At 76.2% G+C, this 7,995-nt stretch carries 7 protein-coding genes; 2 read left to right on the top strand and 5 right to left on the bottom strand.

What is annotated here, in order from left to right:
• Window positions 1-937: helicase HerA-like domain-containing protein (locus CBZ_RS14755; protein WP_130782275.1), on the top strand; the 937-nt coding region annotated here is incomplete at its 5' end.
• Here the strand turns inward: CBZ_RS14755 and CBZ_RS14750 are convergent.
• The 4 genes from CBZ_RS14750 to CBZ_RS14735 all read right to left on the bottom strand — a co-directional run bounded on the left by CBZ_RS14750 (window position 872) and on the right by CBZ_RS14735 (window position 6,315).
• Window positions 872-2,122 (bottom strand): MFS transporter, encoded by a 1,251-nt coding sequence (locus CBZ_RS14750; RefSeq protein WP_130782274.1) that lies wholly within the window; start codon window positions 2,120-2,122, stop codon window positions 872-874. The two genes, CBZ_RS14755 and CBZ_RS14750, sit on opposite strands and share 66 nt — an antisense overlap.
• 98 nt (window positions 2,123-2,220) lie before the next feature.
• A complete protein-coding gene (locus CBZ_RS14745) occupies window positions 2,221-2,913 on the bottom strand; it encodes a metal-dependent transcriptional regulator (RefSeq protein ID WP_130782273.1) in 693 nt (230 codons plus the stop codon).
• A gap of 51 nt (window positions 2,914-2,964) precedes the next feature.
• Window positions 2,965-4,548 carry a D-alanyl-D-alanine carboxypeptidase family protein gene (locus CBZ_RS14740; protein ID WP_165446794.1) on the bottom strand — a complete coding sequence of 528 codons (1,584 nt, stop codon included), beginning with the start codon at window positions 4,546-4,548 and terminating at the stop codon, window positions 2,965-2,967.
• Between the two features lie 96 nt (window positions 4,549-4,644).
• Complete coding sequence (locus tag CBZ_RS14735; RefSeq protein WP_130782271.1) at window positions 4,645-6,315, bottom strand: metallophosphoesterase family protein; 1,671 nt, start codon at window positions 6,313-6,315, stop codon at window positions 4,645-4,647.
• 25 nt (window positions 6,316-6,340) lie between these two features.
• Here CBZ_RS14735 and CBZ_RS14730 point away from each other — a divergent pair, with 25 nt between their 5' ends.
• Window positions 6,341-6,823, top strand: a complete 483-nt coding sequence (locus CBZ_RS14730) for an SRPBCC family protein (protein WP_246013425.1) — start codon at window positions 6,341-6,343, stop codon at window positions 6,821-6,823.
• On the opposite strand, the gene CBZ_RS14725 is transcribed toward CBZ_RS14730, so the two are convergent.
• On the bottom strand, window positions 6,810-7,995 hold a 1,186-nt coding region (locus tag CBZ_RS14725; RefSeq protein ID WP_246013423.1), incomplete at its 5' end, for a hypothetical protein. The two genes, CBZ_RS14730 and CBZ_RS14725, sit on opposite strands and share 14 nt — an antisense overlap.

The following is a 7,995-nucleotide window of genomic DNA, read 5'->3' as shown; positions in this document are numbered from 1 at the left end:
CTTCGGGGAGCCGGCGTTCGAGGCGCAGGACCTGCTGCGGACCGCGGCGGACGGGCGCGGGGTGGTCTCCGCGCTGGAGCTCCCGGGCGTGCAGGACCGGCCCGCGCTGTTCTCGACGTTCCTCATGTGGCTCCTCGCGGAGCTGTTCGAGGTGCTGCCCGAGGTCGGCGACCCGGAGAAGCCGCGGCTGGTGTTCTTCTTCGACGAGGCGCACCTGCTGTTCGCCGACGCGTCCGACGACTTCCTGGCCCAGGTCGTCCGCACCGTGCGGCTGATCCGGTCGAAGGGCGTCGGGATCGTGTTCGTCACGCAGAGCCCGAAGGACGTCCCGACGGACGTGCTCGGCCAGCTCGGCAGCCGCGTGCAGCACGCGCTGCGGGCGTTCACCCCGGACGACGCGAAGGCGCTGCGGGCCGCGGCACGCACGTACCCGACGTCGTCGTACGACCTGGAGCGGGTGCTGCAGGACCTCGCGACGGGCGAGGCGGTCGTGACGGTGCTCGGCGAGCGGGGTGCCCCGACGCCGGTCGCGTGGACGCGCCTGCTGGCCCCGCGGGCCTCGATGGACGCGGCACCGGCGTCGGAGGTCGAGCGGCTCGTCGCGGCGTCGCCGTCGAACGCCCGCTACGGCGTGACGGTCGACCGCGAGTCGGCGGCCGAGCTGCTCACCGCGCGCCTGGACCGCACGGAGGCCGAGCGGGAGGCGGAGCAGGAGCGCGCCGCGCAGGAGAAGGAGCGCGCGGCCGCGGAGAAGGAGCGCGCGGCGGCCGAGCGGGAGGCCGAGCGGCGCGACCGGGAGGCGGCGCGGCGCTCGGGGGCGGGGCGCAGCACGTCGCGCCGGTCGAGCGACCCGCTGGACTCGTTCCTGCGGTCAGCGGGCACTCAGCTGGGGCGCGAGATCACGCGCACCCTCTTCGGCACCCGTCGCCGGCGCTGACGCGGGCTCCGCCGGCAGGACGGGCGGCGCGGACCGGCCGACGGTCAGGACGACGAGCAGCCCGGCGGCCGTGAGGCCCGCGCCGACCCAGGCGGGCGCGAGGTAGCCGAGGCCGGCGTCGATGACGAGGCCGCCGAAGAACGCGCCCGCGGCGTTGCCGAGGTTGAGCGCCGAGTGGCACAGCGCGGCCCCGAGCGACGGCGCAGCGGGTGAGACGTCCATGAGGCGGGTCTGCAGCGCGAGCCCGAGCACCTGCGAGGTCACGCCGAGCAGGACGATCGACAGCACGGCGGGCACGGGCCACGCGCCGACGAGCGCGATGACGACGAGCACGACGATCGTCGCGACCATGCCGCCGACGACCGTGCCGAGCACGGACCGGTCGGCGAGCCGGCCGCCGAGCAGCGTGCCGACGGTCATCCCGACGCCGTACAGGGCGAGGACCAGCGGCACGAGCCCGACGTCGAGGCCGGTCACCTCGGTGAGCAGCGGCTTGACGTAGGAGTAGACGGCGAACATGCCGCCGAAGCCGACCGCACCGGCCGCGAACGCGATCCAGAGCCGGCGGTTGCGCAGGGCGGCGAGCTCGGTGCGGACGGTCGCGCCCGGCAAGGGCGGGAGGCCCGGCGTCCACACCTGCAGCGCGGCGAGCGTCGCGAGGCCGAGGACGCCGACGCCGACGAACGCCCAGCGCCAGCCGACGGCCTGCCCGACGATCGCACTGAGCGGGACGCCGACGGCGCACGCGACGGTGAGGCCGGCCATCATCGACGCGACGGCCTGGCCGCGGCGCTCGGGACCGACGACGGCGGTCCCCATGACGGCGCCGACGCCGAAGAACGCGCCGTGCGGGAGCCCGGCGACGAATCGCGCGAGGACGAGCGTCTCCGCGGTCGGTGCGAAGGCCGAGAGGACGTTGCCGACGGTGAACGCGACCATGAGCAGCAGCAGGAGCCGGCGACGGTCGAGGCGGGCGCCGAGCGCCGCGAGCGTGGGGGCGCCGACGACGACGCCGAGCGCGTAGGCGGTGATGGCGTGCCCGGCGACGGGGATCGACACGTCGAGGTCGGTCGCGATCTCGGGCAGGAGGCCCATCGTGGCGAACTCGGTGGTCCCGATCCCGAAGCCGCCGAGCGCGAGGGCGAAGAGCGCGGCGCGCGTGCGCGCGGGCGTCAGGGTGACCACGGCGGTCCTCCGGCACGAATCGATTCGACAAGGATGCGGAGTCACGCCGTCGTCAGCTCCGGGGATGGGTCGAGCCTACGGCACGACCCGGCGACGCGTCAGCCGCGCGGCACGAGCCAGATCGCGCGCGCCGCGACCTCGCCCAGGTCGACCGACGCCGCGTCGGCCCCCTCGCCCGCGCGCACCGCGACGACGCCCGCGACCGTGCGCCGCTCCACGACCTGCACGGGCGCGTCGAGGACCAGCCGCACCGTCTCCAGGTACCGCAGCAGCTCCGGGTCGGCGTCGGAGATCCGCGCGACCGACCACGACCCCGGCTCGGCCTCCCACAGCACGCGCGCCGCCGGGGCGTCCACGGAACCGTCCGGGCCCGGGATCGGGTCGCCGTGCGGGTCCCGGCGCGGGTGCCCGAGCTGCGCGTCGATGCGCGCGACGAACGCGTCCGACACCGCGTGCTCGAGGACCTCCGCCTCGTCGTGGACCTCGTCCCAGCCGTACCCGAGCACCTCGACGAGGAAGGTCTCGATGAGCCGGTGCCGGCGCACCATCGCGAGCGCGTGCCGGCGCCCCTCCGCCGTCAGCTCGACGGCGCCGTAGGGCTGGTGCGTGACGTAGCCCGCGTCGGCCAGCCTCCGCACCGTCTCCGAGACGGTCGACGCGCCGACCCCCAGGCGGGACGCGAGGAGCTTGGTCGTCACCGGCTGCGACGACCACTCCTGGGCCGACCACACCACCTTGAGGTAGTCCTGCGTCACCGCGGTCAGCGGGGGCGTGGTCGGCTGGGTGCTCACGGCGACCAGCGTAGGCGGCCCGGGCCCGAGCCCCGGGACGTCATCACCTCGTCACCACCCGTCGACGCTCCAGTGCCACGCCTCGCTCGGCAGGTTCGTCAGCCCGTACGCGGGGGCGTGCTCGACGAGCCACGCGTACGCGACCGAGTCGCGCTGCACGACGCGGCCGTCGACCGTGAGGTCGAGCGCGAGCCCGCGCTCGTGCCGCGACGTCCCGGGCGGAGCCGTCGGCGGGTGGCACACGACCGACTCGCCGGACGACGACGCCCGGCAGTTCTTGGCCCGCAGCGCGACCTGCTGCTCGGCGCTGCGCCAGCCCCACGCGTGCAGGTCGACGCCGTCCGCCCGGGCTGCGAGGAGCAGGCTGTCGACCGCGGCCGCGAGGCACGGGTGCACCCGGACGCCGGTCGAGGAGACCACGGTGTCGGCGAGCGGGATCGGGGCGTCGACCGTCGTGCAGTCCGTCGCGAGCTCGGTGCGGCGCACGAGCAGCTCGGCGGGCGCGTCGACGCGCCACAGCTCCTGGCCGGTCGACGCGAGCAGCAGGACCGCCCCGTCCTCCATCCGCAGGCCCGCGCCGGGTCCGCCCGAGGTCCCCGTCGCCCACGCCGCCGTGCCGTCCGCGGTGAGGAGCACGAGGTTGCCGTCGTCCTGCGGGACGAGCCGCGCACCGGCGCCCGGGGGCGACGCGAGCGGCGCCGACCAGACGGGCTGCTCGTCGTACGTCAGGGCGAGCCCCGCCTCGTCGAGCCGCAGCCGCAGCCGCCCGTCGGGCGAGCCGAGCTCGGCGCCGGTCGCGAGGGCCGCGCCGGGCGCGAGGACCGCCGGGCCGATCGCGCTCTGCGACGTCCACAGGGCCGTGCCGTCGGCGTCGTAGAGCACCAGCGCGCCGTCGTCCTGGACCACGAGCGACGCGCCCGGGTGGCCGGCCGTCTTGCTGCGCCACGGGCGCCGGCCGTCGGGGTCGGTGACGACGAGGTTGCCGTCGTCGCGCATCCGCAGCGTCGAGCCGGGCTCGTGCGTGTCGGTCGACCAGCGGGTCGACGCGTCGGGCCCCAGCAGGACGACGTCGCCGTCGTCGAGCACGAGGAGCGTGTGCCGACCGTCGGGCGAGGACAGCGCGTCGCCCGGTCCGAGCTCGCCGCCGGGCGGCAGGATCGACGGGAGGGTCGCCGTGCCCGACTCCCAGAGCACCACGCCGTCGGGCCCCTCGACGACCACGTCGCCGTCGTCCCGCACGACGAGCGCGGCGCCGGGGGCGCCCGCCGTGCCCGTGCTCCAGACGGTCGTGCCGTCGGGCCCGACGAGCGTCACGTCGCCGTCCGCGGTGACGGACAGCGCGGCTCCCGCGACCGTGGCACCGGCCGTCCAGCGGACCGCACCGTCCGCGTCGAACAGCCCGAGGTCGCCGTCGGGCTGGACGACGAACGTCTGCGAGCCGTCCGCCGACACCAGCGCCTGCCCCGACCCGAGGGTCTCCCCCGCGCGCAGCCGGTCCTCGCCCGAAGACGCCGCGGCAGGCAGCACGCCCGCGAGGAGGGTGCCCACGACCGCGAGCACGACGGCCACGACCGTCGCGACCCACCGGCCGGACCTCGGTGCGCGCACCGTCGCGCGCCCGTCCCGCTGCTCCACGCCATCCCCCCTCACCGCACGAGCGGTCGAGTGCGAGGGGAGGCGGTGTGCCACGACCATGGCCCCACTCGCGAGGCCCACCTTAGGTGACGGAGGTCACATCGGAGAAGGGTGATTCCCGCCGCCGCGGGACGGCTGCGCCGGGCGGGGCTCCGGCCACTGCAGCCGCGGGCTCACCGACGCGCTCGCGTCCGGACGGACCTGCACCAGCTGGTAGTCGACGATCCGGCGCTCCCGCGGGTCCCAGCGCAGCACCGTCATCTCCGCCGTGCCGTTGAGCGGCCCCACCGTCGGCTGGCCGAGCGTCGCGCCGGCCGTGCTCGAGCTCACGTACTGCACGCCCTCGCCGACGACCGACGGCCCGATCCGCTGGTGCATGTGCCCCGACACCTGCGCCGGCACGCAGCCGTCCGTCAGCGCCGGCAGCCCCACGCGCGGCGTGTGGATCAGCAGCAGGTCGACGCCGTCCTCGTCGTCGCACGCGGTCGCAGCGAGGCGCTCGGCCACGTCCTGCGCCGACTCGGTGCCCGCCGTCGTGCCCGAGCCGATCCGGGTCTGCGCGGGGTCGTGGTCGCCCAGCAGCCGCATCCCGTCGACCTCGACGACCGAGCCGTCGAGCACCCGCGCCCCCGCCCGCGCGTACATCGCCGTCGTCTCCGCCGAGTCGTGGTTGCCCGGCGACGTCACCAGCTCGACGCCGTCCGGCACGGCACGGGCGAACGTCGTCACGCAGTACTGCTCGACGCCCGTCCCGTTCATCGTCGTGTCCCCCGCGTCGAGCACGACGTCCGCACCGGCGCGGCGCGCGGCCGTCGTGAGCAGCGACGCCATCCCCACGTTGCAGTGCAGGTCCGACACGACCAGCAGGACGACCGGCTCGACGTCCTCCGCCGCGTCCTGCGTCGGACCCGGGCTGCCCGACACCGTCGGGGTCGCCCGGTCGCGCTCGTCCTGCGCGTCGACGACCGGCTGCGTCGCGTCCCACGCGTCCTCGAGCGACGTGTTCGCACGCGCGTAGAACGCCGTGTTCTCGCGGTACGCGTCGACGACGTAGCCCCCGTACGTGTCGATGACGCCGCCGAGGCGTCCCGTGACCCGGGCGCCCGCCAGCGGCGTGCCGTCGAACACCGCCGAGGCAGGGCGCGACGTGACCGGCTGGTCCCGCTCGCCCACCGACGCGGTCAGGACGGTCCCGCCGACCACGACCGCCGCGACCCCGCCCGCGATCACGCGCGTGTGCGGGGCGAGCGACGCGGCCAGCTCCGTGCGCCGCACCGGCCCGAGGGCCCACCGGGCCAGCCACCACACGGCCGTGAGCAGGCCGAACGTCAGCGCCGCACGCCCGAGCGCATCCGTGACGAGCGAGCGGGCCACGTCCTCGACCGTCGACTGCGGCGCGGAGAAGAACGCCACGTAGCTACGCAGGTCGCCCGACAGCGCCTGGAGCGTCGTCGCCTGGTCGAGCTCCGTCACCGCGGCCGGGATCTCCTGCACCGTGACGCGCAGCCCGAGCGTCAGCGGCAGCGGCGAGTCGATCTGCAGCGTCCCGACGGGACCGAGGTCGATCGTCACCGTGTCGTCCGTCGTGACGTCGTAGCGGGCCTCGTGCGGGCCCAGGCTCCCCTCGACGGTCGCCGTCGTCACCCCGACCACGAGGGCGACCAGCACACCGGCCGCGACCACGACCAGGCGCCGCCACGTCACGAGCCGCCGCCACCGTCCGGCCACACCGGTGGTGACCGGCGTGGCGTCGGGTGCGGTGCTCATCGCCCCCGAGCCTAGACTCGGCCGCGTGCGTCGTCGCGGCTACATGCTGTCGTCCCGCTGGCGCGTGGGGGCTCCGCTCGCACGCTGCTGGGAGGTCCTCGCCGACCCGGAACTCACCTGGCCGGTCTGGTGGCCGCGCCTGCGCACGCGCGACGTGGCCCCGGTCGACGGGCTCGTCGGCAGCTCCGCGACCCTCCTGTTCCGCACCCCGCTCGGCTACGCGCTGAAGGTCGGGCTGGTCGTCGACGAGGCCGACCCGCACCGGCGCGTCCTCGTCAGCGCCACGGGCGACCTCGTCGGCACCGGGGACGTCGCGCTCACCGCGCTCGCGCCCGAGCGCACGCAGATCGCCGTCGTCTGGGACGTGCGCACGACCCGTCGCTGGATGAACGCGACCGCGCCCCTGCTCGGCGGGGTGTTCGCGGCGTCGCACGCGCGCGTCATGCGGGCCGGCGAGCGCGGGCTCGACGCCCACCTCGCCCGGACCCGGGTCGTCACTGGTACGTGACGAGGTCCGGCACGGGCTGCACCGCGTAGGTCTGCACGGGGTCGAGCATCGGCTCGTCCTCGTCGACGAAGTTCTTCCACCCCCACCGCACCGGCGGCGCACCCGCGTGCAGCGCCGTCCACGTGCCCGCCTTCGCCGGCTGGGTGCCCTGCCCGTCCGCGTGGATCAGCAGGGCGACCTCGTCGCGCGACGTGTCGAGCCGCTCCCGCTCGCCGATCATCCGCAGGCTGAACTGGTGCAGGACGAGCATCTTCTGCGGCAGCGCGCGCTGCGCCGTGAAGTCCGCGAGCCACGCGACGACCGCGTTGACCTCGTCGATCCCCACCGACCCGATCTGCCGCAGGTGCACCTGGTCCGGCGCCAGCCGCCACTCCGGGTCGAGCGCCAGGCCCACGTGCGGCAGCGCGAGCAGGTCCGCGTAGAGCTGCGCCTGCGTGACGAAGTCCGTCCGGCCCGGCTGCAGGTCGAGGATCACCGTGTGGCCCGCCGCGCCGGCCGCCTCGACGAGCGGGCGCAGCTCGTCGACCGGCCGCTCCTGCGAGTAGTTCCCGTCCGGTCCTGCCCCCGCCGACGCGATCGTCGCGATGATCTCCGCGGTGGGCACGACCGTGTCCGTGGTGAGCGGGCGGTACGCGTCGGCGACGCCCTGCGCGCGCACCAGGGTCGCCGGCACGTCCTGCTCGCCCAGCACCCCCAGCGCGGGCGTGCCCGGCGTGCCGTACAGCGCGACGTACCGCTTGCCCGGCAGCCCCGCGACCGCCGGGAAGACGAGCTGGCCGCCGCCCGGGAGCTCGACGCCGGTCGCGGCCGTCGCCACGCGCGTCGCGAGACGCTCCGGCGAGCCGAAGGCGTCACCGAGCGCGACGACGTGGGTGGGCCGACGCTCCGCGAGCGCTCGGACCGTCGCCGACGTCGCGCGAGGGTCGCCGCCCGGCACGTCGACGACCTCGACGCCGGCCAGCGCGGCGTTCGCGAGGGCCGCCGCCGGCACTGCCGTGACGCCCGTGAGGAGCACGGCGCCGGTCAGCACCTCGGGGGCCCTCGTGGGCGGGAGCGTCGGGGTGGGCGACGGGCTGGGGGTCCCGCTCGGCGTCGGGGCGGCCGTGGCGGTCTCGGCGGGGGCGGCTGCGGGGTCCGCGGGGGCCGCCGTGGCAGCGGGGTCGGCCGCGGCG

The organism is Cellulomonas biazotea, assembly GCF_004306155.1.
GTDB classification, from domain to species: Bacteria; Actinomycetota; Actinomycetes; order Actinomycetales; family Cellulomonadaceae; genus Cellulomonas; species Cellulomonas biazotea.
This window is presented reverse-complemented; position numbering and strand designations above follow the sequence as displayed.